We start from the raw sequence: 24,666 nt of genomic DNA, 5'->3' as shown, positions 1-24,666 counted from the left end.
TTCTTTTTCGAACACTGCGTTATTTATTGTACATCTTATCAGCCTCCTTCTGTCGTTCTACACTGTGATATACGGCTACATCGACTCCAACACCTTGCAGAATGGGAGAGTTCACTATGACAGCAACAGCGATCGCGGTTGATCCTAAACAACCGGAAAACTTTATTGAAATCACTCAGGACATACCGTCTCCCGGCGACCACGATCTCTTGGTGGCCGTCAAAGCGGTTTCCATCAACCCGGTAGATACCAAAGTGCATGCGATGCTACGCGCCGACGGCCTGAAGACGCCGCGGATCCTGGGATGGGACGCCAGTGGCGTCGTACTGAAGGTCGGCTCTGCGGTAGCGGGCTTTCAGGAGGGCGATGAGGTCTGGTATGCCGGCGATATCACCCGCCCCGGCAGCAACAGCACTCATCAGTTAGTCGACTCTCGCATTGTCGCGCACAAACCCAAAACGCTGGACTGGGCGGCGGCGGCGGCGCTGCCTCTGACCTCGCTGACCGCCTGGGAAGGACTGTTCGAACACCTGAAAATTCAGGACGCGGAAGCTGGCAAGACGCTGCTGATTATCGGCGGCGCGGGCGGCGTAGGCTCCATGGCCATCTCCCTGGCCGCATTGCACAGCAAGGTGACCATTATCACCACCGCCTCCCGTCCGGACTCCGTCGAGTGGTGCAAGCAGCGTGGCGCGCACCACGTGGTGAACTACCGCAATCTGGTGGACGCGGTCAAACAGCAAGGATTCGAGCAGGTGGATTACATCTTCTGCCTCAACGATACCGACGGTCACTGGGACGCCATCGGACAGTTGATTGCGCCTTTGGGGCAAATCTGCACGATCGTAGAAAATGCGCATCCGCTGGACCAAACCCAGCTCAAACTCAAAAGCGCCGCCCTGCAATGGGAGTTCATGTTCACCCGCAGCATGTACACCACGCCAGATATCGGCCGTCAGGGAGAAATTTTGCAGCAGGTCGCTCGTGACGTCGACGAAGGCAAACTGAAAGGAACCGCCAGCCAGGTGCTGAACGGATTAACGACGGAAACGCTCGCCGCCGCGCACAAAACCGTTTTAGAAGGGCATACTCAAGGCAAGATCGTCATCGACTGCCAGTAAAAACACAACCGGCCCTCACAGGGCCGGTTTTCTGACAGAAATAAAGACGATAATCAGTACAACAGGCGGGCGCGAATGGTGCCCGGAATAGATTTCATCAACTGCAACGCGGTGTCAGCGCTGTCGGTGACCACGTCAATCACGACATAACCAATATCAGCGCTGGTTTGCAGATACTGCGCGGCAATGTTGATGCCTTCGTTGGCAAAAATGGTGTTCAACTGCGTCATGATGCCTGGACGGTTTTCATGAATGTGCAGCAGACGGCTGGCGCGCGCACTGTGCGTCGGCAAAGAGACTTCCGGGAAGTTCACCGCGGACAGCGTAGAGCCATTGTCGGAATATTTCACCAGCTTGCTAGCCACTTCCCCACCGATGTTTTCCTGCGCTTCCTGAGTAGAACCCCCAATGTGCGGCGTCAGCAGCACATTATCAAATTCGCACAGCGGCGACAGGAACGGTTCTTTGTTGGAGGCCGGTTCTTGCGGGAAAACGTCGATCGCCGCGCCGGACAGATGCTTGCTGCTCAGGGCTTCACACAGCGCGGGAATATCCACCACAGTACCGCGTGAGGCGTTAATCAGCATGGCGCCCGGCTTCATCTGAGCCAGTTCGTTAGCCGCGATCATGTTTTGTGTACTATCGGTTTCCGGCACGTGCAGACTGACGATATCGCTCATTTTCAGTAGGTCGGACAGCTGATTAACCTGCTGCGCATTGCCCAGAGACAGTTTGCTTTCGATGTCATAGTAATAAACATGCATGCCCAGGCTTTCCGCCAGAATACCCAGCTGAGTACCGATATGACCGTAACCGATAATCCCGAGATTTTTTCCGCGGGCTTCGTAACTGCCGATAGCCTGTTTGTGCCATTCGCCGCGGTGAGCCTTGGCATTGGCCCCAGGAACGCCGCGCAGCATCAGCAGCAGTTCGCCGATGACCAGTTCAGCGACGGAGCGGGTGTTGGAGAACGGCGCGTTAAAGACCGGGATACCGCGTTTGGTAGCGGACGGCAATTCAACCTGGTTGGTGCCGATGCAGAAGCACCCGACGGCAACCAGTTTCTCCGCCGCCGCGAAGATCTCTTCGGTCAGGTGCGTACGCGAACGAATGCCGACGAAGTGAGCGTCGCGAATCGACTCTTTCAGCGTTTCCGGGTCCAGCGCGCCTTTATGGTATTCGATGTTGGTGTATCCGGCGGAACGCAGGTTATCGACCGCATTCTGGTGTACGCCTTCTAATAACAGAAATTTAATCTTATCTTTTTCGAGTGATACCTTTGCCATTTCCCGACCTTATTTTTCAGACTTCAGATGTGACGGTTTGCAAAACCATTGCCTGCAAACATAACAAAAATTACGCGTGCGGCAATACAAACGATTGCTTCTCAGCGAGCAGAAGCAGCACCGTAAAGCGACATTTGTGGCAAAAAATGCTGCTAAATAAGAAGCCGACCATATAGTGGCCGTGCCAAATAAGAAAAAGTGATATTAAGCACCAAAAATGCCGGGTAAAAAAAATGCGCCCGATTTCCACAAATCCGGCCTGTCCAAACAGGCCGGAGAGAGACGGCGCGAGACTATCCCTGACTAGCTGCGTTTCACCGTTTTCACGCCATCCGGCGTTCCTACCAGCGCGACATCCGCGCCACGGTTGGCGAACAGACCGACCGTCACCACACCGGCGATGCCGTTGATTCGGTTCTCCATCGCAATCGCGTCAGAAATATCCAGGTTATGCACATCCAGAATGACGTTACCGTTGTCGGTCACGACCCCCTGACGATATTCCGGCAGACCGCCCAATTTGACCAGCTCCCGCGCGACGTAAGACCGCGCCATGGGGATCACCTCGACCGGCAACGGGAAACGCCCCAGAATATCTACCTGTTTGGTGGCATCGACGATACAGACAAACTGCCGGGCGATGGCGGCGACGATTTTTTCACGCGTCAGCGCCGCGCCCCCGCCCTTGATCATCTGCATATGGCCGTTAATTTCGTCAGCGCCATCCACGTAAACGTCCAGCACATCAACTTCATTACAATCAAACACCGGAATACCCAGGCTTTTCAGTTTGGCTGTAGAGGCGTCCGAACTGGACACGGCGCCTTCGATCTGATCTTTGATGGTGCCCAGCGCATCTATAAAATGCGCCGCCGTTGAGCCTGTGCCAACACCGACGATAGTACCGGGGCGCACGTAATCCAACGCGGCCCAGCCGACGGCTTTTTTGAGTTCATCCTGTGTCATGGTCTGATTGCCTGTTGCTTTAAAAAGTGTGCACATTATAAGGCAGACGTTGCCTAAAAGGCGTGATTTAGCGTTTGCGTATACGCAAATTTGAGGAGTTCGCAGATAAACGCGTCATTTATTAGAGAGGTGACGCCAAAAATTATGGCATAGTGAAAAGAGTAATATTATTCACAGGAACTTTCCCCCTTCATGAAACGCCCGGACTATCGCACTCTTCAGGCCCTGGACGCCGTAATCCGCGAGCGGGGCTTTGAACGCGCAGCACACAAACTTTGCATTACTCAATCCGCCGTATCGCAGCGCATCAAGCAGCTTGAGAATCTCTTTGGTCAGCCGCTGTTGGTCAGAACGATCCCTCCCCGTCCGACCGAACAGGGCCAAAAGCTGTTGGCGTTGCTGCATCAGGTTGAACTGCTGGAAGAAGAATGGCTTGGCGATGAAAACAGCAGCGAGGCCCCTCTCCTGCTATCGCTGGCGGTCAACGCCGATAGTCTGGCGACCTGGCTGCTGCCGGCATTGCAGTCAGTATTGGCGGACTCACCGATACGTCTGAATCTACAGGTTGAGGACGAAACTCGCACGCAGGAACGCTTGCGACGTGGCGAGGTAGTCGGCGCCGTCAGTATCCAACCGCAACCGCTGCCCAGCTGTCTGGTCGACGCACTAGGCGCGTTGGACTACCTGTTCGTCGCCTCGCCGGAATTCGCCACGCGCTATTTTCCAAACGGCGTCACGCGCTCCGCCCTGCTGCGCGCACCGGCGGTGGCTTTCGACCATTTGGATGATATGCATCAGGCGTTCTTGCAGCAAAATTTTGACCTGTCACCCGGCAGCGTCCCCTGCCATATCGTGAACTCGTCGGAAGCGTTTGTGCAATTGGCGCGTCAAGGTACGACTTGCTGCATGATCCCCCACCTGCAGATCGAACGCGAGTTGGCTAACGGCGAGCTGATCGATCTCACACCCGGTCTGCTGCAGCGTCGGATGCTGTATTGGCATCGCTTCGCGCCGGAAAGCCGGATGATGCGTAAAGTGACGGATGCACTGTTAGAGCACGGGCGTCGGGTGCTGCGTCAGCCTTGATCGCAGTATGCCCCGCGCCCGAGAAATGAGGGCATCAGGGCTGACGTTGCAACTCAAACACAACGTCGACCTGATCGTCGAAATGAATGGTTTGCTGTTCGTAGGTCTGTGACGCCATCGTCTGTACGGCGGCATCCGACGCTTTGAGCATACGTGCCACCGGCACCGGCTGGTAATTGGCAACGTGATAGCGAATGCTGTAAATCGGCCCCAGCGTCGCTTTGAAACCACTGGCCAGCGCCTGCGCCTGACTGCTTGCCTGTTCAATCGCCTTCTGACGCGCCTGATCTCGATAGGTGTCTGGATTAGAAACGCTCAGATCGACCGTGCGGATTTCATTCAGGCCGGACTTCAGCGCGCCATCCAGTAGCTCATTCAGCTTGTCCAACTGGCGTACGGTCACTTCTACCTGTCGCACGGCGCTGTAGCCTTTCAACACGCTACCCCCGGTTTTCAGATAGTCATATTCAGGCTGGGTGCGGATATTAGCCGCATTGATATCCTTTTTGTCGATCCCCTGTTTGGCGAGGAAATCGAAATATTGCGCAACGCGGGCGTCCGCTTGTTTTTTAGCGTCAGCGGCATCCTTGGAGGACACGCTGACTTCAATAGCCAGTCGGGCGATATCCGGCGTGGCGTCTACGCTGGCCGAGCCAGAGGTGACGATATGCGGGCCATTTGGCAACTCGTTGGCCGTAGCCGCAGCGGATAGCGCTCCCATACCGATAATCGCAGCCAATGTCAGTGTCTTGAGTTTCACACTCTCTCCTTTCAAATTATGACGGCAGTGCACACCATACGTGAGGTGGCTCTCCCACAATATAGGAGAGTTTCTAAAGATTGGCAGGGGTTTGCTAAACGAAAGGAAAATGAAGAGTGATATTGCGCTGCCCGTAAAATCGGGGCGGGCAGCGCATAAGAGAAAGGCCTGGCTTACGCCTTGTCGGCGGATTCCGCCGACGCGGTCTGGTGCAGGTGCACATCCATCTGCGGGTAAGGAATGCCGATCTGGTGTTCATCAAGCGCGCGCTTGAAGTTTTCCAGCAAGTCCCAGTACACCACGGTGGAGTCTGCGTTGCTTGTCCATACGCGCACAACGAAGTTCAGTGAAGAGGCCGCCATTTCGTTCAGACGGATCACGACATCTTTATCTTTCTGAATACGGTCGTCCGCATTGATGATATCGCCCAGCACTTTCTTCACCACATCGATATCCGCATCGTAAGCGACGCCCACGATGATCTCGGTACGGCGATTCGGCTCGCGAGAGCTGTTGATGATATTACCGGAGATGATTTTGCCGTTCGGGACAACGATGATGCGACCATCCGTCGTCAGCAGCGTACTAGAGAAAATCTGCACCTGAGTGACTGTACCGCTCACGCCGCCCAGATCGACGGTTTCGCCGGTGCGGAAAGGACGGAACATCACAATCAGCACGCCGGCCGCAAAGTTGGACAGCGAGCCTTGCAGCGCCAAACCTACGGCCAAACCGGCGGCACCCAACACAGCGATAATCGACGCCGTCTGCACGCCAATGCGGCTCAACGCGGCAATTAATGTAAATGCAATCACGCCGTATCGCGCGATGGCGGAGAGGAAATCCGCAACCGTGGCATCAATACTCCGCGCCCGCATCAGGCGGTTCAGCGTGCTGGATACGATCCGCGCGACGATCAATCCCGCGATCAGAATGACCAGAGAGGAAACAATATTAACCGCATACTCCAACAGCACATGTTGATTGTTGGTCAACCAGGTATGCGCGCGACTTACGCTTTCTGTTACACCTAAATCTTCCATTGACTTACTCCTGTTTGAGACTCGCTAAACTGACTTATCCACACCTAAATCTACCGTCATTTGTATGAAACGGAAGTAAAAATAAGGCTCCCGAAGGAGCCTTATTGAAGCCGTTTAAGTTGTATTTATTACAGAACGTCGATCGCGTTCAGTTCTTTAAAGGCTTGTTCCAGACGAGCGATCATGGTGCTCTGCGCAGCACGCAGCCATGCACGCGGGTCGTAGTATTTCTTGTTCGGCTTGTCAGCGCCTTCCGGGTTACCCAGCTGTGCCTGCAGGTAGCCTTCGTTTTTCTTGTAGTACTGCAGAATACCTTCCCAGGTAGCCCACTGGGTGTCGGTATCGATGTTCATTTTGATAACACCGTAACCAACTGCTTCTTCGATTTCTGCAGCAGTAGAACCAGAACCGCCGTGGAACACGAAGTTCAGGCTGTTGTGCGGCAGGTTGTATTTTTCAGAAACGAAGTCCTGAGAGTTGCGCAGGATTTTCGGCGTCAGCTGTACGTTACCCGGCTTGTAAACGCCGTGTACGTTACCGAAGGAAGCAGCGATGGTGAAACGCGGGCTAATAGCGTTCAGTTTTTCGTACGCGTAAGCCACGTCTTCCGGCTGAGTGTACAGCGCGGAGTTGTCCAGATGGCTGTTATCTACGCCATCTTCTTCACCACCGGTGCAACCCAGTTCGATTTCCAGCGTCATACCCAGTTTCGACATGCGAGTCAGGTATTTGCTGCAGATTTCGATGTTTTCTTCCAGAGACTCTTCAGACAGGTCGATCATGTGAGAAGAGAACAGCGGTTTGCCGTTAGCCGCGAAGAATTTTTCGCCAGCGTCCAGCAGTCCGTCCAGCCACGGCAGCAGTTTCTTAGCGCAGTGGTCAGTGTGCAGGATAACCGGAACACCGTAGTATTCAGCCATCTGATGAACATGATGCGCGCCAGAGATAGCACCCTGGATAGCCGCCTGCTGCGGAACATCGGATTTCAGGCCTTTACCTGCGATGAAGCCAGCGCCGCCATTGGAGAACTGCACAATGACAGGTGCGCGAACTTTCGCAGCGGTTTCCAGCACGGCGTTAATTGAGTCGGTACCGACACAGTTAACGGCGGGCAGGGCAAATTTGTTTTCTTTTGCGACTGCAAAAACTTTCTGTACGTCATCACCAGTGATGACACCAGGTTTTACGAAATCGAAGATTTTAGACATGTTACGTGTCCTGTTTCGTTGGCCGTGGGGGGGTTAGAGATAGCAACGGTCGCCTCCACCTCAGCATAGAGGCAACCGCAAACGGGAGATACCTCTCCCGTCGTTCATCATTACTGCTTAGCGCGTTCTTCCAGCATCACTACGGCCGGCAGTTTTTTACCTTCAACGAACTCAAGGAAGGCGCCGCCGCCAGTAGAGATGTAAGAGATTTTATCTTCAATACCGAACAAGTCGATAGCAGCCAGGGTATCGCCGCCGCCCGCGATGGAGAAAGCGTCGCTGTCGGCAATCGCCTGTGCGATCACTTCGGTGCCTTTACGGAAGTTCGGGAATTCGAACACACCTACCGGACCGTTCCACAGGATAGTCTTGGCATTTTTCAGGATTTCAGCCAGGCGTTCTGCGGAAACGTCGCCCAGATCCAGAACCTGTTCGTCGTCTTTGATTTCAGAGACGGATTTCATCGTGCAGCTTGCAGTTTCGGAGAACTCAGTCGCCACGCGCACATCGCTCGGTACCGGGATATCGCAGGTTTCCAGCAGTTTTTTCGCTTCTGGAATCAGGTCCGCTTCGTACAGGGATTTACCCACGTTGTGGCCCTGAGCCGCAATGAAGGTGTTGGCGATGCCGCCACCGACGATCAGCTGGTCAGCGATTTTAGACAGAGAGTCCAGAACGGTCAGTTTGGTGGAAACTTTAGAACCGCCGACGATTGCGACCATCGGGCGAGCCGGTTTGCCCAGGGCTTTGCCCAGCGCTTCCAGTTCAGCAGACAGCAGCGGACCTGCGCAGGCGATCGGGGCGAATTTACCTACGCCGTGAGTCGAAGCCTGAGCGCGGTGAGCCGTACCGAAGGCGTCCATGACGAACACGTCGCACAGAGCGGCATATTTTTTCGCCAGCACTTCGTCGTCTTTCTTCTCGCCTTTGTTGAAGCGGACGTTTTCCAGAACAACCAGTTCGCCTTCCGCGACATCAACGCCTTCCAGGTAATCTTTCGCCAGACGTACTGGTGAAGACAGTTTGTCTTTCAGGTAGTTAACAACCGGCAGCAGAGAAAATTCTTCGTTGTATTCGCCTTCGGTAGGACGACCCAGGTGGGAAGTCACCATCACGCGGGCACCCTGCTTCAGCGCTTTTTCGATTGTCGGCAGAGATGCGCGGATACGCGCATCGGACGTCACTTTGCCAGCTTTAACCGGTACATTCAGATCCGCACGGATCAGCACACGTTTGCCAGCCAGATCCAGATCGGTCATCTTAATTACAGCCATGGTGAATCCTCTTGGTTGATTCTCTTAAAGTTGCTTGAGCGAGGCGTCGGCAGAACCGCCGCCGCGTACTAGAATCCGCAGGCCGCCATTGCCCGAGTTGTATCCAACATACGGTTGGCGAAGCCCCATTCATTATCGCACCAGACCAGTGTTTTTATCAGATGATGTCCACTGACCCTGGTTTGTGTTCCGTCCACGATCGCGCTGTGCGGATCGTGATTAAAATCGGCCGAAACTAACGGTAATTCTGTGTAGTCAACTATACCACGAAATGCCCCTCGCGCTGAGCTTTGCAGCAGGCTGTTGATTTCGCAGACGTTTACTTTACTTCTCACGCTAACGCTTAAATCGATCGCCGTGACGTTCGTGGTGGGAACCCGCACGGATATCGCTTCGAAACGATCCAGGAATTTCGGGAAAAAGCGCGTAATTCCCGCCGCCAATTTGGTATCCACCGGGATGATTGACTGGCTGGCCGCACGCGTGCGACGCAAATCATGGTGATAGGCGTCAATCACCGGCTGATCGTTCATGGAGGCATGAATAGTGGTGACCGTACCGCTTTCAATGCCAAACGCGTCATCGAGCAGTTTTATCACGGGAATAATACAGTTGGTGGTGCAGGATGCATTCGACACCAGACGGTGCTCGGACCGTAAATCATCTTGGTTAACGCCGTACACCACGGTGGCGTCCAGATCCGGTGTACCGGGATGCGAAAACAGCACTTTGCGGGCACCGGCGGCCAAATGCGCTTCACCATCGGCCCGGCTGCCGTAGACGCCGCTACAGTCCAGCACGATGTCCACACCCAGTTCTTTCCAGGGCAGGTTTTGCGGCTGAGGCTCGTGCAGCAGGCGGATGATGTCATCCCCCACATACAGCTGGTCGCATTCCTGACCGACATCCCACGAAAAACGGCCATGGCTGCTGTCGTATTTGAGCAGGTGGGCGATCCCTTCGGCATTCGCCAGTTCATTGATCGCGACCACGGAGATTTCGGCGCGCCGTCCGGACTCATAAAGAGCCCGCAGTACACTGCGTCCTATCCGACCAAAACCGTTTATCGCAATACGGATCGTCATGAAATTCCCTGTGCAATGATAAAACCGCTGGTCCTATAGAATAATCAGTACATCGTCAGGAATAAACCGTTGGTTATACCTTGCGTTCTCTTCGTCATCGGCCCGTAAAACCCGGCTGATTGAGCGGAAATAGGTGACTGCTCCGATGACTGAAACGCTTCAGCTAGCATAAACGAATTCATTGTCAAAAGGAATCGTCCCCACAGGCATGTGCCAGAAGAGTGACGTACGTCAAAAAAATGAATACAACTACTTGTCGCATTGAAAAAGCGGGGATCAAAGATAAAAAAAGGCCGGGGAAATTCCCCGACCTTTTTCGTCAAACGCAGTACTTATTTCAGCAAGGCTTTCGCTTTTGCGACCACGTTTTCGGTTGTGAAGCCAAACTCTTTGAACAACAGCTCGGCCGGAGCTGACTCACCGAAGCTGGTCATGCCGACAATCGCTCCGTTCAGACCGACATATTTGTACCAATAGTCGGCGATACCGGCTTCCACCGCCACGCGCGCGCTAACGGCGGCAGGCAGTACAGATTCACGGTACGCAGCATCCTGCTTGTCGAATGCGTCGGTAGAAGGCATGGAAACCACGCGCGCCTTCACGCCGTCGTTTGTCAGCTGCTGCCAGGCCGCCACGGCCAGTTCCACTTCAGAACCGGTAGCGATCAGGATCAGGTCAGGCTGACCTTCGCTGTCTTTCAGTACGTACGCGCCTTTGGCGATATTCGCCAGTTGCTCAGCGGTACGTTCCTGCTGCGCCAGATTCTGACGAGACAGGATCAGCGCGGAAGGACCATCCTGGCGTTCAATCGCATATTTCCATGCCACGGCGGTTTCGACCTGGTCAGCCGGACGCCAGGTGCTGAGGTTCGGCGTAACACGCAGGCTCGCCAGCTGTTCAACAGGCTGGTGAGTCGGACCATCTTCACCCAGACCGATGGAATCATGGGTATAAACGTAGATGCTGCGCAGTTTCATCAGCGCCGCCATACGTACCGCGTTACGCGCATACTCCACGAACATCAGGAATGTCGCGGTGTAAGGAATGAAACCGCTGTGCAGGCCAATCCCGTTGGCGATAGCGGTCATCCCGAACTCGCGTACGCCGTAGTGGATGTAGTTGCCCGCCGGATCTTCATTCAGCGGCTTGGAGCCAGACCACATGGTCAGGTTGCTTGGCGCCAGATCTGCCGATCCGCCCAGGAATTCAGGCAGCAGCTTGCCGTAGTTTTCCAGCGCATTCTGGGAAGCCTTGCGGCTGGCGATGCTGGCCGGGTTAGCCTGCAGCTCTTCAATATATTTGGCGGATTCCGCCTGCCAGTTTGCCGGCAGTTCGCCGTCGACACGACGACGGAATTCAGCGGCCAAATCCGGATAAGCGCTGGCGTAAGCGTCGAACGCTTTGTTCCAGTCAGCTTCTTTGCGCTGTCCCGCGTCGCGGGCATCCCACTCGGCATAGATGTCGGCCGGGATTTCGAACGGNCCGTAGTTCCAGCCGATGTTTTTACGGGTCGCGGCCACTTCGGCATCGCCCAGCGCAGCACCATGCACTTCATGCGTACCCTGCTTGTTCGGCGAACCGAAGCCGATGACCGTTTTGCACATCAGCAGAGACGGTTTGTCGGTCACCAGCTGGGCTTCGGCGATGGCGCGTTTGATCGCATCCGCATCGTGACCGTCGATACCGCGGATGACATGCCAGCCGTAGGCTTCAAAGCGAGCGGCCGTATCGTCCGTGAACCAACCGGTGATGTGACCGTCGATGGAAATGCCGTTGTCATCGTAGAACGCGGTCAGTTTGCCAAGCTTCAGCGTACCCGCCAGTGAACAGACCTCGTGCGAGATCCCTTCCATCATGCAGCCGTCGCCCATGAACGCATAAGTGTGGTGATCGACGATGTTATGCCCGGGACGGTTGAACTGCGACGCCAGCGTACGCTCGGCGATAGCCATACCGACCGCGTTGGCGATCCCCTGCCCCAGCGGACCCGTGGTCGTTTCCACGCCCGGCGTATAGCCGACTTCCGGGTGACCCGGCGTTTTGGAGTGCAGCTGACGGAAGTTCTTCAGCTCTTCCAACGGCAGATCGTAGCCGGTCAGGTGCAGCAGGCTATAGATCAGCATGGAGGCGTGACCGTTAGACAGCACGAAACGGTCACGGTTGGCCCAGTGCGGGTTAGCAGGATTATGATTGAGGTAGTCACGCCACAGGACTTCGGCGATATCGGCCATACCCATCGGTGCGCCCGGATGGCCAGATTTGGCCTTCTGCACACCATCCATGCTCAACGCACGGATAGCATTGGCAAGTTCTTTACGAGAGGACATGCTTTACTCCAGATCGGATTGAACAAGTGTCTTGCCGAACACACGATATATAAATCAGAACGTTAGCCCGAAAAGACCAAGAAGAGATAGTTTTAAATGTACATGAAAACCCGGTTGAATGCACTGGGAACCGTACGCGCCAAGCGCCCTCAGAGCGAGGGATTCACGCCGTCGCAGCACCGCCGAACTTCGCCATTGCCCACCCATTCAGGGATGCGGGGGACTATTTCCTGACGAATAAAATGTTCTGAATTTATTCCTATTAATACCATGTGCATTCCCTTACATTAATCCCCGCTTTTGTTACGTCTTTAGTCGAAGACGCGTTGTTTTTACTTACAATCCTAGGGAGAAAAGGGATGAAATTACGAGTTTCACTATTAGCGATCGTCATGGCAACCTCATTGAGCGGCTGTAAGAGCATGGACGCCGCACAAATGCTGCAGTCCGGCACCCAGGCTTTCAAAGCCGCCTCTCTGAGTGATTCAGACGTGAAAACGCTGAGCACGCAGTCTTGTGAGGAAATGGATAAAGAGGCGAGCATCGCACCCGCCAACAGCAAATACACCAAACGCCTGAATAAAATCGCCAACTCACTCGGTCACGACATCAACGGCACCCCGGCTAATTACAAAGTTTACCTGACGAAAGACGTCAACGCCTGGGCGATGGCTAACGGCTGCATCCGCGTATACAGCGGCCTGATGGACATGATGAACGATAACGAAGTGGAAGGCGTACTGGGCCACGAAATGGGCCACGTCGCGTTGGGCCACACCCGTAAAGCCATGCAGGTCGCTTACGCGGCAGAAGCTGCACGCTCCGCTGCCGCGTCTGCGGGCGGCGTTGCCGCTACGCTGTCTAAGTCTCAGTTGGCCGATCTGGGCGAAGCGCTGGTCAACGCGCAGTTCTCTCAGGCTCAGGAATCTCAGGCTGATGACTACTCCTTCGATCTGCTGAAAAAACGTGGCGTCAACCGCGAAGGTCTGGCGACCAGCTTCGAGAAACTGGCGAAGATGGATGCAGGCCACGACAGCAGCATGTTTGACTCCCACCCGGCGTCGAAAGAACGTGCTGAACATATCCGCAAGCGTATCGCCGAAAACAAATAATCGCTGACGCTTTCAGATAACGACAAAGGGCGCCTCGGCGCCCTTTTCACTTCTCTCCGCCGCCTCCGCCCATTTGAACCGCCCTTACCTCATCGCGTTGCTGTCCTTTCTTACGGCTCGAAGACCTTATAGCCGGTGGGATGCTCGCTGGCGCCCTGCGCCTAAGGACAACGTTTCTGCCATGAACTTTCGGCATGACGGCGGCAGAAAGAAGAAAGGCTGAGTACACACTCAGCCTTTCAATATTGTGACGCCTCAGGACGCGTTATTCGTCTTCGAGGTAGGTGTAGCCGTACAGCCCCGTTTCGAACTCATGCAGGAACTGCGCCCGCAGCTCCGGCTGTAGCTGAGCCGCCTTCACCTGATCGCGGAAGCGAGACATCAGTACATCCGGATTCAACTGCACGTACTCCAGCATATCCGCGACCGTATCGCCTTCGTCCGACTCCACAATGTCGACCTTGCCGTCTTCGCCGACGAAAACGTCCACGGTGGCGGTGTCGCCGAACAGGTTATGCATGTTGCCCAGAATTTCCTGATAGGCGCCCACCATAAAGAAGCCCAGCAGCGGCGGATCTTCCGGATTGTACGGCGGCATCGGCATGGTCGTGGCAATACCGTCGCCATCAATATAATGGTCGATCGCGCCATCGGAATCGCAGGTGATATCCAGCAAGACCGCGCGACGTTCCGGCAGTTTATCCAGCCCTTCCAGCGGCAGCACCGGGAACAGTTGGTCAATCCCCCACGCATCCGGCATAGACTGGAACAGCGAGAAGTTAACGTACAGCTTGTCCGCCATTCTCTCTTGCAGTTCGTCGATGATCGGTCTGTGCGCGCGGTTGCTGGGATCGAGCTGCTGCTGGATACGCTGGCAGATGCTCAGATAAAGCTGCTCCGCCTTGGCCCGCTGCGTCAGATCCAACATGCCGTGTGCATATTGCGTGTGGACATCGTAGAGGTCCATCTGGCTATCGTGCAACCATTCACGTAGGGAGCGCCGGTTGCCCGTTTGGGTAATCTCATTCCAGGTCGACCACATGCTTTCCAGCGCGCGCGGGGCATCTTCACCCGGCGCTACCGGCTCGCTGAACTCGTTGCGTTCCACGCCGATGATGTTGGACACCAGCACCGTATGGTGCGCTGTCAGGGCGCGGCCGGACTCGGTGATCACCATGGGGTGCGGCAGGCCATGTTCGTTACACGCGTCGCCGATCCCCCAAATGACGTTGTTGGCATATTCGTTCAGGCCGTAGTTCACGGAGCAGTCCGACTGCGAGCGCGTCCCTTCATAGTCCACGCCCAAACCGCCGCCCACGTCGAAGCACTGAATATTCACGCCCAGCTTGTGCAGTTCGACATAGAAGCGGGCCGATTCGCGCACGCCGGTCGCGATATCACGGATGTTCGCCAGCTGAGAGCCGAGATGGAAATGCAGTAATTGCAGGCTTTCCAGGCGGTTGGCCTCGCGCAGCATTTCGACCAGTTGCAGTACCTGTACTGCCGCCAGTCCGAATTTGGATTTTTCGCCCCCGCTGGACTGCCATTTGCCGGAGCCCTGAGAGGCCAGTCGAGCGCGCACGCCCAGACGCGGCACCACGTTCAGACGCTCCGCTTCTTCCAGCACCAGCCGGATTTCCGACATTTTCTCAATCACCAGGTACACTTTGTGCCCCAGTTTCTCGCCGATCAGCGCCAGACGAATATATTCGCGGTCTTTGTAACCGTTGCAGACAATGACGGTGCGGGTCATGCCGGCATGACCGAGCACGGCCATCAGCTCCGCCTTGGAACCGGCTTCCAGTCCCAGCGGCTCGCCGGAATTCACCAGCGACTCAATCACTCTGCGATGCTGGTTCACCTTAATCGGATAAACCAAAAAGTAGCGGCCTTCGTAGCCGAAGGATTCGCGCGCACGCTGGAACGCCCCGTTGATGGAGCGCAAGCGGTGCTTCAGAATTTGCGGGAAGCAGAACAGCGCGGGCAGACGACGATCGGCTTTGCCCTGCCGCTCTTTCACCAAATGGGCCAAATCGACACGTGCTTCAGGCACGTCCGGATCGGGACAAACGGTGATATGCCCCAGCTCGTTGACGTCATAATAGTTATTGCCCCACCAGGCAATGTTGTAGGTGCGCAGCATTTCACTGGCATCGCGATCATTCATGGCCACCTCCTGCATGGAGCGTACATTGTCGTGCTTACCCGCCGCTGACGAGTGCGAATGGATCATGTCGTCAGACATGGCAGTCCCCTTCTGTTGTAGCAATATCGGCAATCATGGATGCTCCAGCGTAGACAACCTGAAACATGCGTTCAGTCTGCACCACCAATGATGCAGGGCCCGGCAGAGAGTAGTATGCCGTCGTTTTGTGACTCTTTTCAGTGTAAAGCACGATGTCAGGCTCCGAGATATGTTTCGGTAAAAATCCAGGGAAACCATCATCAGAAGAACGCGCGGCGTCCATCTGCACAGGAATGAAAGAGGGTCAGCCGGCGCGGGAATCCTGCGTCGCACTGCGGGAAAGACAATGCTGGGCTGAAAGCGGAAAGAGATGATATGAAAGCGCCATAGCGGCGACGGCGCGTCGCGGAGAGCGCGACTCACAGAACAAACAACGGGTCATTAATCCTATCACCTCCCAGCAGGCCGCAGGCTGTGCGGTCTGGCCATTAATGGAAACGGCAAAAAAATAAGCATAACACGGGTATTAAAACTGAGCGCCGGTTATACCGATCCCACGGTAGAAAATCAAAATGAAATTCGTAACAATCCGCGGAGTTGCGGCAAACGGCGATAGAGACCATCAAACGGGATCCGGATCGGTGGGCAAAAACTACTGGCAATAGGACTAAAAACCGACCTAAAATAGCCATCCAGATGTTAATCCGTCTATACCGATTAACCGATACACTGCTTAACGGCTTTGCTCTTACAAGGTAAAGAAACTCATGGCTAGACACCTATTTACATCCGAGTCGGTTTCCGAAGGACATCCTGACAAAATCGCCGACCAGATCTCTGACGCGGTTCTTGATGCGATTCTGGAACAGGATCCCAAAGCACGCGTCGCTTGCGAAACTTACGTCAAAACCGGAATGGTGTTAGTCGGTGGAGAAATTACGACCAGCGCCTGGGTAGATATTGAAGAGATCACGCGTCGCACGGTTCGCGACATTGGCTACGTGAATTCAGATATGGGATTCGACGCCAACTCTTGCGCAGTGCTGAGCGCCATCGGCAAACAGTCTCCGGATATCAACCAAGGCGTTGACCGCACCGACCCGCTGGAGCAAGGCGCTGGCGACCAGGGCCTGATGTTTGGTTACGCAACCAACGAAACCGACGTGCTGATGCCGGCACCGATCACCTTCGCTCACCGTCTGGTACAGCGTCAGTCCGAAGTGCGTAAAAACGGCGCGCTGCCGTGGCTGCGTCCGGATGCGAAAAGCCAGGTCACTTTCGCTTACGATAACGGCAAAATCGCCGGTATCGACGCCGTGGTCCTGTCCACTCAGCATGCTGAAGACATCAAACTGAAAGATCTTCAGGAAGCGGTGATGGAAGAGATCATCAAACCTGTGCTGCCGGCCGAATGGCTGACCGCCAGCACCAAATACTTCATCAACCCGACCGGTCGTTTCGTTATCGGCGGCCCGATGGGCGACTGCGGTCTGACCGGTCGTAAGATCATCGTCGATACCTACGGCGGCGCGGCGCGTCACGGCGGCGGCGCGTTTTCCGGCAAGGATCCGTCTAAAGTTGACCGTTCCGCAGCCTATGCGGCGCGTTATGTGGCGAAGAATATCGTGGCCGCTGGCCTGGCCGACCGTTGTGAAATTCAGGTTTCCTACGCTATCGGCGTGGCTGAGCCGACGTCCATCGCCGTTGAAACCTTCGGCACCGAGAAGATCTCCTCCGATCGTCTGGCTGAACTGGTGCGCGAATACTTCGATCTGCGTCCGTACGGTCTGATCCAGATGCTGGATCTGCTGCATCCGATCTATCAGGAAACCGCTGCGTACGGCCACTTCGGTCGCGAGCATTTCCCGTGGGAGAAAACCGACGTCGCTCCGAAACTGCGCGACGCCGCTGGCCTGTAATCTCCGCTCTTCCACCAAAGCCAGCCCGTCTGGCTTTGGTGTTTCTGATGCTCCACGCTTTTCAGATACTTCCGCACAGACCTCTCACCCGCTTCTGACTATATTCACCTTTACGTAACACCTTGATAAACCTCACCGTAACGTCCCCTGTGTTCATCATCGTATTTTTTGTAATCGATTACAGATCATCCCCTAACGCTTTTCGGATTGCTTGAATGCCGCTTTGTCATATATAGATAGCCAGCCAATATCAACAGTTGGCAACAAAATTGTAACCGTTTACACCTATTAGGGACGGATCACACAACACGATGCCGTGGCAGCTTATGCTACGGCGTACCAGGGTCAGGATTAACAAGTGAGGTTCTATGGTTGGGGCTAAAAATAACAACAGAGCGTCCAATAAAACCATGACGTTTTTGGTCTGCTTCCTTGCCGCGCTGGCAGGGCTGCTGTTCGGTTTGGATATCGGAGTGATTGCCGGCGCGCTGCCGTTTATCACGCAAACGTTTCAAATGACGAGTCATCAGCAGGAGTGGGTCGTCAGCTCGATGATGTTCGGCGCGGCTATCGGCGCTATCGGCAGCGGCTGGCTTTCGTCTCATCTGGGCAGAAAAACGAGCCTGATGGTGGCCTCCGTTCTGTTTGTCGTCGGCTCGCTGAGCTCAGCCTTTGCGCCGAACGTCGAAGTATTGATCTTCTCCCGCGTGATCCTCGGTCTCGCCGTCGGCGTAGCGTCTTATACGGCGCCGTTGTACCTGTCCGAGATCGCGCCCGAGAAAATCCGCGGCAGCATGATCTCTATGTATCAGTTGATGATCACCATCGGCATTCTCGGGGCTTATCTGTCCGACACGGCGTTCAGCTACACCGGCTCCTGGCGCTGGATGCTGGGGGTAATTACGCTGCCTGCCGTGCTGCTGTTTATCGGCGTATTCTTCCTGCCGGGCAGCCCGCGCTGGTTGGCGGCCAAGGGACGCTTTAACGACGCCAAACGCGTGCTGGACAGACTGCGGGACTCCACCGAGCAGGCGAAAAAAGAGCTGGATGAAATTCGGGAAAGCCTGCAAATCAAGCAGAGCGGCTGGGCGCTGTTTACCAGTAATGCAAACTTTCGCCGCGCGGTCTACCTCGGCATTCTGCTACAGGTGATGCAACAGTTCACCGGCATGAACGTCATCATGTACTACGCGCCGAAGATCTTCGATATCGCCGGTTTCACCAGCACCGGACAGCAGATGTGGGGAACCGTGATCGTCGGGGCCGTCAACGTACTGGCCACCTTTATCGCCATCGGACTGGTTGACCGCTGGGGACGCAAGCCGACGCTGATTCTCGGCTTCGTGGTCATGGCCTTCGGCATGGGCGTGCTGGGAACGATGTTGCACATCGGCATTACCTCCAGCGGGATGCAGTATGCCGCCATCATCATGCTGCTGATGTTTATTGTCGGATTCGCCATGAGCGCCGGTCCGCTGATTTGGGTACTGTGCTCCGAGATTCAGCCGCTGCGCGGTCGTGATTTCGGTATCACCGTCTCAACGACCACGAACTGGATCGCCAACATGATCGTCGGAGCCACCTTCCTGACCTTGCTGAACACCTTGGGCAACGCCAACACCTTCTGGGTCTACGGCGGCCTTAACGTCTTGTTCATCGTACTGACGCTACTGTTAATCCCGGAAACCAAAAACGTTTCGCTGGAACACATCGAACATAACCTGATGTCCGGCAAGCGCCTGCGTAATATCGGCGAATAACCCTCCCCCACCGGGGCACGTTTACAACCGTGCCCCGGTCACCGTATGCTTGACGTTATGAAGACTGAACGCGTCCCTATCGCACTCCATCAGGCGGTGATGCGCTGCCTGCGAGAAAAGCTGGCGCTGGCCAACACCGCTCTCGACAGCAACTACCCCGAACCCGTTGTCACCTATAACCAGCGCGGCGCCACCGCCGGCAGCGCCTGGCTGCAAGACTGGGAAATCCGCATTAACCCCGTGCTGTTGCAGGAAAATCAGCAGGCATTCATTGATGAAGTCGTCCCCCATGAGCTGGCGCACCTGTTGGTCTATGCTCGCTTCGGCAAAGCGCCCCCCCACGGTCAAACCTGGCGATGGATGATGGAGCACGTTCTGGCGGTGCCGGCTCGACGTACGCACGCATTCGCCGTGACGTCCGTGCGTGGGAAAACCTTTCTTTACCAGTGCGCCTGTCAGCAACACGAACTGACGGTAAGGCGTCATAATCGCATTCTCCGCGGCGAAACCGAGTACCGCTGCCGCCGCTGCGGCACCCCTCTCAAGCGCAACGAAAAAGGGGCGCGTTAATCTGATATTCCAGTTTTTTCCGACCGGGCATAGCGTTGCCTCACCGTAGCGCTTCCGGTACTCTGCACGCTTTTCTGCCCAAGGCGCTTTGGAACATGCTTCGCAAAACTCTTGTTATCGCTACCGTAGGCTACAGCCTGATGACTTTTTCTGCGCTCAGCCAGGAAATTAATAGTTTCACTCAGGCCAAAGCTGCCGCGGTGAAAATCAACCGAGACGCGCCGGGCAGCTTTTACTGCGGCTGCCGCATTACCTGGCAAGGCAAGAAAGGCATCCCCGACCTGGCGTCCTGCGGCTATGAAGTCCGCAAGAACGCCGACCGCGCCAACCGTATCGAGTGGGAGCACGTCGTACCGGCCTGGCAGTTTGGCCACCAGCGTCAATGCTGGCAGAACGGCGGCCGCAAAAATTGCGAGCAGGACGAGGTGTACCGCGAGATGGAAACCGACCTGCACAATTTGGAGCCTGCCATCGGCGAGGTCAACGGCGACCGCGGCAACCTGATGTATAACCAGTGGAACGGCAGCGAAAAGCAGTACGGTCAGTGCGAGATGAAAATCGACTTCAAAAACAAGATGGCGGAACCGCCTGAACGCGCCCGCGGACCGATCGCCCGCNCCTATTTTTATATGCGCGACCGCTATCATCTGACGATTTCCCGCCAGCAGACCCAGCTGTTTGAAATCTGGAACCAGCAGTATCCCGTGACGCAGTGGGAATGTACCCGCGACAATCGCATCGCCCAGGTGCAGGGCAATCACAACCCCTACGTGCAACAAGCTTGCCAGCAGTGATCCGGCTACCTACTATAGCTTAAGTCCTTATCCCCCCCATCCGCGGATGGGGGTGGGCTCCACCCGGGCGATCCGCCCATTCCGACAGACATGACGTAAAGGCCAGAACATCAATGCGAATACCGCGCATTTTTCATCCTGAAACGCTATCGACAGGCGGCGGCGAAACCGACCTGAGCGCAGACGCCGCCAATCATATCGGCCGCGTACTGCGCATGAACCGCGGNCAGGCGCTACAGTTATTTGACGGCAGCAACTGCATTTTCGATGCGGAAATTCTGCTGGCCGACAAAAAACGGGTACAGGTACGCTACAACGCCGCGCAGCAGGAAGACCGGGAGTCTCCGCTGCACCTGCATCTCGGACAGGTGATTTCACGCGGTGAGAAAATGGAATTCACTATCCAGAAATCCATTGAGCTGGGCGTGAATGAAATTACGCCTCTTTTCTCAGAACGTTGCGGCGTCAAGCTAGACGGCGATCGTTTGGAGAAGAAGCTGTCCCAATGGCAAAAAATCGCCATCGGCGCTTGCGAACAGTGCGGTAGAAATCGCATTCCNCTCATTCGTCCCCCCCTGTCGCTGGAAAGCTGGTGCGCGGAACCGGACAATGGGTTAAAACTGAACCTGCATCCGCGGGCGACGCACAGCATCAACACGCTACCCACGCCGGTGCAGCGTGTCCGGCTACTGATTGGCCCGGAAGGCGGCCTTTCGTCCGATGAAATTGCGATGACGGCAGAACACGGCTTTACCGATATTCTGCTGGGGCCTCGCGTTCTGCGTACAGAAACCACAGCGCTCACCGCAATCACCGCATTGCAGGTTCGATTCGGCGATCTGGGGTAAAGGAGAAAGAGAATGATCAAACTCGGCATCGTGATGGACCCGATTGCAGCCATCAACATTAAAAAAGACACCAGCTTCGCCATGCTGTTGGAAGCGCAGCGCAGGGGCTGGGAGCTGCATTATATGGAGATGGACGACCTTTATCTGAACGCGGGCGAAGCACGCGCCACCACTCGCAAACTCAGCGTTGAGCACAACTACGACGGCTGGTATCAGTTCGGCGACGCGCAAGATATCGCCCTGCATGAGCTGGACGTGGTGCTGATGCGTAAAGATCCGCCGTTCGATACCGAGTTCATCTACGCCACCTATATTCTTGAACGCGCTGAAGAAAAAGGCACGCTGATCGTTAACAAACCGCAAAGTCTGCGCGACTGCAACGAAAAGCTGTTCACCGCCTGGTTCTCCGACCTGACGCCCGCAACGCTGGTCACCCGCCGCGCCGACAAACTGCGCGAGTTCCACCAGCAGCATAAGGACGTCATCCTCAAGCCGCTGGACGGCATGGGAGGCGCCTCTATCTTCCGCCTGAAACAGGATGACGCTAACGTGTCGGTCATCATCGAAACGCTGACCGAACACGGCAGCCGCTACTGCATGGCACAGAACTATTTGCCCGCCATCAAAGACGGCGATAAGCGCGTACTGGTCGTGGACGGAGAACCGGTTCCTTACTGCCTGGCCCGTATCCCGCAAGGGGGAGAAACGCGCGGTAATCTGGCCGCCGGCGGCCGAGGAGAAGCGCGTCCGCTGAGCGAAAGCGACTGGCGGATCGCCCGTACCGTCGCCCCGACCTTGAAACAGAAAGGACTGATTTTCGTCGGCCTGGATATCATCGGCGACCGTCTGACCGAGATCAACGTCACCAGCCCGACCTGCGTACGTGAGATTGAAGCGGCGTTCCCGGACATCTCCATTACCGGCATGCTGATGGACGCCATCGAACGGCGGCTGTCCGCACGCTGAGCACTCTTCGACGGCCTGGAAGCGATCCCCGGTCGACCATGCACATCTGCCGGGTTCGTCGGCTGGCGGCGAACCGAAATAACGACAGAAAACGATAAGAACAGACCATGAATTTACAGCATCACTTTCTTATCGCGATGCCTGCAATGCAGGATCCGGTATTTAAACGGTCCGTGGTATACGTCTGCGAACACGGTGAAGACGGTGCGATGGGGCTGATCATCAATAAACCGATGGAACAGTTCACCGTCGACGATATTTTGAAAAAACTGAAAATCACCCCGCCGGAGTCAAAATCCGATATTCGGCTGGATAAACCGGTTTTTTCCGGCGGTCCGCTGGCGGATGACCGCGGCTTTATTCTGCATACCCCGCAGGCGGGCTTCGCCTCCAGTATCTCCGTATCGCCCGATACGATGATTACCACGTCCAAGGACGTACTGGAGACGATGGGTACGGTCGACCAGCCCAACAATACGCTGGTCGCCCTGGGTTATACGGCCTGGGAAGGCGGACAGCTTGAGAGCGAACTGCTGGACAATGCCTGGCTGACCGTCAAAGCCGATCAGGACATCCTGTTCCACACGCCGATAGCGGACCGTTGGCGCGTCGCCGCGAAGAAGCTCGGCGTGGATATCCATATGATCGCCAGTGATGCGGGACACGCCTGATGAGTCACCGCACCATCATGGCATTCGACTTCGGCACCCGCAGCATCGGCGTCGCCATCGGTCAGGATCTGACGCGCACCGCCCGCCCGCTGCAGGCATTTAAAGCACAGGACGGCACGCCGGACTGGCAGAAGGTCGAGAAGCTCATACGGGAATGGCAGCCCGAGCTGGTGATCGTCGGCCTGCCGCTGAACATGGATGGCACGGAACAGCCGCTGACGGCTCGCGCGAGAAAATTCGCCCAGCGTCTTCACGGCCGCTTCGGCGTTGCGGTGGAATTGCATGATGAGCGTTTAAGCACGGTGGAAGCACGCTCTGGACTGTTCGCTCAGGGCGGTTTCCGGGCTCTGGATAAAGGCAGCGTCGACTCCGCCTCTGCGGTCGTCATTCTGGAAAGCTGGTTCGAACAGCATTAGCGTCATCTTGCAGCTTGAGACGGCGCAGAAATAACGCCAGACCGAGGCACATCGCGATAAAAGAAATGTGGCGCGCTCTTTCGAACGCGCCACATTTGTCTGAAGACGTCTCTCGTTAGTCGTCGGGATATTCGCGCAGGAAACGCTCGACGTCGTTCACCATCGACTCAGTACCCACAAAGAACGGAGCGCGTTCATGCAGTTTCTGCGGCTGGATATCCAGAATACGGCGATGTCCGTCGCTGGCTTTGCCGCCCGCCTGCTCCGCCAGCAACGCCATCGGGTTGCATTCGTACAGCAGACGCAGCTTGCCCTGCGGATAACTGGCCGTACTCGGGTAGAGATAAATCCCCCCTTTCAGCAAGTTGCGGTGAAAATCCGCTACCAGCGATCCGATATAACGTGACGTATAAGGCCGCATTGTGGCCTCATCCTGCTCCTGACAGTACTTGATGTACTTTTTCACGCCCTGCGGGAACTTAATGTAGTTGCCTTCGTTGATGGAGTAGGTGTTTCCCGTCTCGGGGAAGCGAACTCGTTCATGCGACAGGCAAAAAACGCCCAGTGAGGGATCGTAGGTGAAGGCATGAACCCCGTGACCGGTAGAGTAGACCAGCATGGTCGAGGAGCCGTAAACAATGTAGCCGGCGGCAACTTGCTTGCTGCCAGGCTGCAGGAAATCGGCCTCGGTCACCGGAGAGCCCAGTGGAGTAATACGTCGGTAGATAGAAAAAATGGTGCCGACTGAAACGTTTACATCGATGTTGGAGGAGCCGTCCAGCGGGTCCATCAACACGACATACTTTGCATTTTCGGACCGCTCACCTTCGAAGATGACGATTTCGTCCTCTTCTTCGGAAGCGATACCGGCGACTTCACCACGCGCTTTGAGCGCCGCCTTCAACTTTTCATTAGCGTACAGATCTAATTTCATCTGTACTTCGCCCTGCACATTGGAAACACCACTGGTGCCTAAAATATCCACCAGACCCGCTTTGTTGATGTCGCGGTGAATGATTTTCGCGCCCAGCTTGATTGCAGACAGCAACGCGGTGAGTTCACCCGTGGCATGTGAGAAATCGTGCTGTTTTTCGACGATGAATTCGCCTAACGTTTTCATAACACTATTCCATAGTCAGCAGATGAAAAGCGGTCTAATTATGTACCGCCAACGTTTGCGTTTGCAGTGTAGCCCAAAGAGAAAGCGAGCACATAGTCAAATCCATTTCTTGAGAACTATCCGTAGCGTTAGAATAAGTCAGACTTTTG

At 55.5% G+C, this 24,666-nt stretch carries 21 protein-coding genes; 11 read left to right on the top strand and 10 right to left on the bottom strand.

Annotated elements, in window-relative coordinates; translation table 11 throughout:
• Positions 1 to 116 precede the first annotated feature (116 nt).
• Complete coding sequence (locus tag SB13_RS03595) at positions 117 to 1,121, top strand: zinc-binding alcohol dehydrogenase family protein (RefSeq protein ID WP_026739032.1); 1,005 nt, start codon at positions 117 to 119, stop codon at positions 1,119 to 1,121.
• 53 nt (positions 1,122 to 1,174) lie between these two features.
• Here SB13_RS03595 and serA read toward each other — a convergent pair whose 3' ends face one another.
• Positions 1,175 to 2,407 carry a phosphoglycerate dehydrogenase gene (gene serA / locus SB13_RS03590; protein WP_026739031.1) on the bottom strand — a complete coding sequence of 411 codons (1,233 nt, stop codon included), beginning with the start codon at positions 2,405 to 2,407 and terminating at the stop codon, positions 1,175 to 1,177.
• Positions 2,408 to 2,710: 303 nt separating this feature from the next.
• Positions 2,711 to 3,373, bottom strand: coding sequence for a ribose-5-phosphate isomerase RpiA (gene rpiA / locus SB13_RS03585; protein ID WP_026739030.1), 663 nt, complete (start codon positions 3,371 to 3,373; stop codon positions 2,711 to 2,713).
• Between the two features lie 192 nt (positions 3,374 to 3,565).
• Between rpiA and SB13_RS03580 the strand changes: the two genes are divergently transcribed.
• On the top strand, positions 3,566 to 4,459 hold the full coding sequence (locus SB13_RS03580) for a LysR family transcriptional regulator ArgP (protein ID WP_026739029.1): 894 nt from the start codon (positions 3,566 to 3,568) through the stop codon (positions 4,457 to 4,459).
• Positions 4,460 to 4,493: 34 nt separating this feature from the next.
• On the opposite strand, the gene SB13_RS03575 is transcribed toward SB13_RS03580, so the two are convergent.
• From SB13_RS03575 to tkt, 6 genes are all read right to left on the bottom strand, one after another.
• Entirely contained in the window at positions 4,494 to 5,219 is a 726-nt protein-coding gene (locus tag SB13_RS03575) for an oxidative stress defense protein (RefSeq protein ID WP_026739028.1), read from the bottom strand.
• Positions 5,220 to 5,392: 173 nt separating this feature from the next.
• Positions 5,393 to 6,262 (bottom strand): small-conductance mechanosensitive channel MscS, encoded by an 870-nt coding sequence (gene mscS, locus SB13_RS03570; protein WP_026739027.1) that lies wholly within the window; start codon positions 6,260 to 6,262, stop codon positions 5,393 to 5,395.
• Positions 6,263 to 6,390: 128 nt separating this feature from the next.
• The gene (gene fbaA, locus SB13_RS03565; RefSeq protein WP_026739026.1) at positions 6,391 to 7,470 is read right to left on the bottom strand and encodes a class II fructose-bisphosphate aldolase; all 1,080 of its coding nucleotides are present in this window, start codon (positions 7,468 to 7,470) and stop codon (positions 6,391 to 6,393) included.
• Positions 7,471 to 7,580: 110 nt separating this feature from the next.
• Positions 7,581 to 8,744, bottom strand: a complete 1,164-nt coding sequence (gene pgk / locus SB13_RS03560; RefSeq protein WP_026739025.1) for a phosphoglycerate kinase — start codon at positions 8,742 to 8,744, stop codon at positions 7,581 to 7,583.
• A 68-nt stretch (positions 8,745 to 8,812) separates the two neighbouring features.
• The gene (epd, locus tag SB13_RS03555) at positions 8,813 to 9,829 is read right to left on the bottom strand and encodes an erythrose-4-phosphate dehydrogenase (RefSeq protein WP_026739024.1); all 1,017 of its coding nucleotides are present in this window, start codon (positions 9,827 to 9,829) and stop codon (positions 8,813 to 8,815) included.
• Positions 9,830 to 10,161: 332 nt separating this feature from the next.
• A complete protein-coding gene (gene tkt, locus SB13_RS03550) occupies positions 10,162 to 12,156 on the bottom strand; it encodes a transketolase (protein ID WP_026739023.1) in 1,995 nt (664 codons plus the stop codon).
• A gap of 359 nt (positions 12,157 to 12,515) precedes the next feature.
• On the opposite strand from tkt, the gene loiP reads away from it, so the two are divergent.
• The gene (gene loiP, locus SB13_RS03545; RefSeq protein WP_026739022.1) at positions 12,516 to 13,268 is read left to right on the top strand and encodes a metalloprotease LoiP; all 753 of its coding nucleotides are present in this window, start codon (positions 12,516 to 12,518) and stop codon (positions 13,266 to 13,268) included.
• Positions 13,269 to 13,533: 265 nt separating this feature from the next.
• Here loiP and speA read toward each other — a convergent pair whose 3' ends face one another.
• Positions 13,534 to 15,513, bottom strand: a complete 1,980-nt coding sequence (gene speA, locus SB13_RS03540; protein WP_026739021.1) for a biosynthetic arginine decarboxylase — start codon at positions 15,511 to 15,513, stop codon at positions 13,534 to 13,536.
• 707 nt (positions 15,514 to 16,220) lie between these two features.
• On the opposite strand from speA, the gene metK reads away from it, so the two are divergent.
• The 8 genes from metK to ruvX all read left to right on the top strand — a co-directional run bounded on the left by metK (position 16,221) and on the right by ruvX (position 23,397).
• Positions 16,221 to 17,372 carry a methionine adenosyltransferase gene (gene metK / locus SB13_RS03535; RefSeq protein ID WP_026739020.1) on the top strand — a complete coding sequence of 384 codons (1,152 nt, stop codon included), beginning with the start codon at positions 16,221 to 16,223 and terminating at the stop codon, positions 17,370 to 17,372.
• A 368-nt stretch (positions 17,373 to 17,740) separates the two neighbouring features.
• Positions 17,741 to 19,132, top strand: a complete 1,392-nt coding sequence (locus SB13_RS03530; RefSeq protein WP_026739019.1) for a sugar porter family MFS transporter — start codon at positions 17,741 to 17,743, stop codon at positions 19,130 to 19,132.
• A gap of 57 nt (positions 19,133 to 19,189) precedes the next feature.
• Complete coding sequence (locus SB13_RS03525; protein ID WP_026739018.1) at positions 19,190 to 19,702, top strand: SprT family zinc-dependent metalloprotease; 513 nt, start codon at positions 19,190 to 19,192, stop codon at positions 19,700 to 19,702.
• Between the two features lie 95 nt (positions 19,703 to 19,797).
• Positions 19,798 to 20,496 carry a deoxyribonuclease I gene (gene endA / locus SB13_RS03520; RefSeq protein WP_026739017.1) on the top strand — a complete coding sequence of 233 codons (699 nt, stop codon included), beginning with the start codon at positions 19,798 to 19,800 and terminating at the stop codon, positions 20,494 to 20,496.
• Positions 20,497 to 20,609: 113 nt separating this feature from the next.
• The gene (gene rsmE, locus SB13_RS03515) at positions 20,610 to 21,344 is read left to right on the top strand and encodes a 16S rRNA (uracil(1498)-N(3))-methyltransferase (protein ID WP_026739016.1); all 735 of its coding nucleotides are present in this window, start codon (positions 20,610 to 20,612) and stop codon (positions 21,342 to 21,344) included.
• A 12-nt stretch (positions 21,345 to 21,356) separates the two neighbouring features.
• A complete protein-coding gene (gene gshB, locus SB13_RS03510) occupies positions 21,357 to 22,310 on the top strand; it encodes a glutathione synthase (RefSeq protein WP_026739015.1) in 954 nt (317 codons plus the stop codon).
• A gap of 107 nt (positions 22,311 to 22,417) precedes the next feature.
• The gene (locus SB13_RS03505; protein ID WP_026739014.1) at positions 22,418 to 22,981 is read left to right on the top strand and encodes a YqgE/AlgH family protein; all 564 of its coding nucleotides are present in this window, start codon (positions 22,418 to 22,420) and stop codon (positions 22,979 to 22,981) included.
• On the top strand, positions 22,981 to 23,397 hold the full coding sequence (gene ruvX, locus SB13_RS03500; protein WP_026739013.1) for a Holliday junction resolvase RuvX: 417 nt from the start codon (positions 22,981 to 22,983) through the stop codon (positions 23,395 to 23,397). Before SB13_RS03505 ends, ruvX begins: the two co-directional genes overlap by 1 nt.
• A gap of 115 nt (positions 23,398 to 23,512) precedes the next feature.
• Here the strand turns inward: ruvX and fbp are convergent, their stop codons facing one another.
• Positions 23,513 to 24,517, bottom strand: coding sequence for a class 1 fructose-bisphosphatase (gene fbp / locus SB13_RS03495; RefSeq protein ID WP_026739012.1), 1,005 nt, complete (start codon positions 24,515 to 24,517; stop codon positions 23,513 to 23,515).
• Positions 24,518 to 24,666 lie beyond the last annotated feature (149 nt).

Source organism: Lonsdalea quercina subsp. quercina (genome assembly GCF_000688695.1).
Taxonomy (GTDB): Bacteria; Pseudomonadota; Gammaproteobacteria; order Enterobacterales; family Enterobacteriaceae; genus Lonsdalea; species Lonsdalea quercina_D.
Note: the sequence above shows the minus strand (reverse complement) of the source record. Positions and strands in the feature narration are given on the sequence as shown.

What these genes read in the sequence shown, in the direction of transcription:
- SB13_RS03595 (WP_026739032.1), top strand. Translation starts at nt 117, where the DNA reads ATGACAGCAACAGCGATCGCGGTTGATCCTAAACAACCGGAAAACTTT.
- serA (WP_026739031.1), bottom strand. Translation starts at nt 2,407, where the DNA reads ATGGCAAAGGTATCACTCGAAAAAGATAAGATTAAATTTCTGTTATTA.
- rpiA (WP_026739030.1), bottom strand. Translation starts at nt 3,373, where the DNA reads ATGACACAGGATGAACTCAAAAAAGCCGTCGGCTGGGCCGCGTTGGAT.
- SB13_RS03580 (WP_026739029.1), top strand. Translation starts at nt 3,566, where the DNA reads ATGAAACGCCCGGACTATCGCACTCTTCAGGCCCTGGACGCCGTAATC.
- mscS (WP_026739027.1), bottom strand. Translation starts at nt 6,262, where the DNA reads ATGGAAGATTTAGGTGTAACAGAAAGCGTAAGTCGCGCGCATACCTGG.
- fbaA (WP_026739026.1), bottom strand. Translation starts at nt 7,470, where the DNA reads ATGTCTAAAATCTTCGATTTCGTAAAACCTGGTGTCATCACTGGTGAT.
- pgk (WP_026739025.1), bottom strand. Translation starts at nt 8,744, where the DNA reads ATGGCTGTAATTAAGATGACCGATCTGGATCTGGCTGGCAAACGTGTG.
- epd (WP_026739024.1), bottom strand. Translation starts at nt 9,829, where the DNA reads ATGACGATCCGTATTGCGATAAACGGTTTTGGTCGGATAGGACGCAGT.
- loiP (WP_026739022.1), top strand. Translation starts at nt 12,516, where the DNA reads ATGAAATTACGAGTTTCACTATTAGCGATCGTCATGGCAACCTCATTG.
- speA (WP_026739021.1), bottom strand. Translation starts at nt 15,513, where the DNA reads ATGTCTGACGACATGATCCATTCGCACTCGTCAGCGGCGGGTAAGCAC.
- metK (WP_026739020.1), top strand. Translation starts at nt 16,221, where the DNA reads ATGGCTAGACACCTATTTACATCCGAGTCGGTTTCCGAAGGACATCCT.
- SB13_RS03530 (WP_026739019.1), top strand. Translation starts at nt 17,741, where the DNA reads ATGGTTGGGGCTAAAAATAACAACAGAGCGTCCAATAAAACCATGACG.
- SB13_RS03525 (WP_026739018.1), top strand. Translation starts at nt 19,190, where the DNA reads ATGAAGACTGAACGCGTCCCTATCGCACTCCATCAGGCGGTGATGCGC.
- gshB (WP_026739015.1), top strand. Translation starts at nt 21,357, where the DNA reads ATGATCAAACTCGGCATCGTGATGGACCCGATTGCAGCCATCAACATT.
- SB13_RS03505 (WP_026739014.1), top strand. Translation starts at nt 22,418, where the DNA reads ATGAATTTACAGCATCACTTTCTTATCGCGATGCCTGCAATGCAGGAT.
- ruvX (WP_026739013.1), top strand. Translation starts at nt 22,981, where the DNA reads ATGAGTCACCGCACCATCATGGCATTCGACTTCGGCACCCGCAGCATC.
- fbp (WP_026739012.1), bottom strand. Translation starts at nt 24,517, where the DNA reads ATGAAAACGTTAGGCGAATTCATCGTCGAAAAACAGCACGATTTCTCA.